We start from the raw sequence: 237 nt of genomic DNA, 5'->3' as shown, positions 1-237 counted from the left end.
CATCAGCGGCGCTGGCGACCAGATAGGGGTGTTTCGGAGAGGCAGCGATGCCCGCAATCGGCCCGGGCAGCAGGATGGTGTCGATGACCCGCCCCTCTGCTTCACAGAGATCCACCACGGTGATGGTCGCATCCTCTTCGTTATCGGTGAACAGCTTGCGGCCGCTGGGTGACAGCGTCAGGCGATGCGCGTTGTGAGAAGGAATTGGAATGATTTTTTCCACTTTGTCGCTCTGCG

The 237-nt window shown here is 59.9% G+C and carries 1 pseudogene; it reads right to left on the bottom strand.

Features of this window, described 5'->3' with window-relative positions:
* Positions 1 to 223 (bottom strand): annotated as a pseudogene (locus SB765_RS33565) (WD40 repeat domain-containing protein); the annotation flags it as partial.
* Positions 224 to 237: the final 14 nt, after the last annotated feature.

Origin of the sequence: Pseudomonas sp. SIMBA_067 (assembly GCF_046534675.1) — a bacterium.
Classification (GTDB): Bacteria; Pseudomonadota; Gammaproteobacteria; order Pseudomonadales; family Pseudomonadaceae; genus Aquipseudomonas; species Aquipseudomonas putida.
Note: the sequence above shows the minus strand (reverse complement) of the source record. Positions and strands in the feature narration are given on the sequence as shown.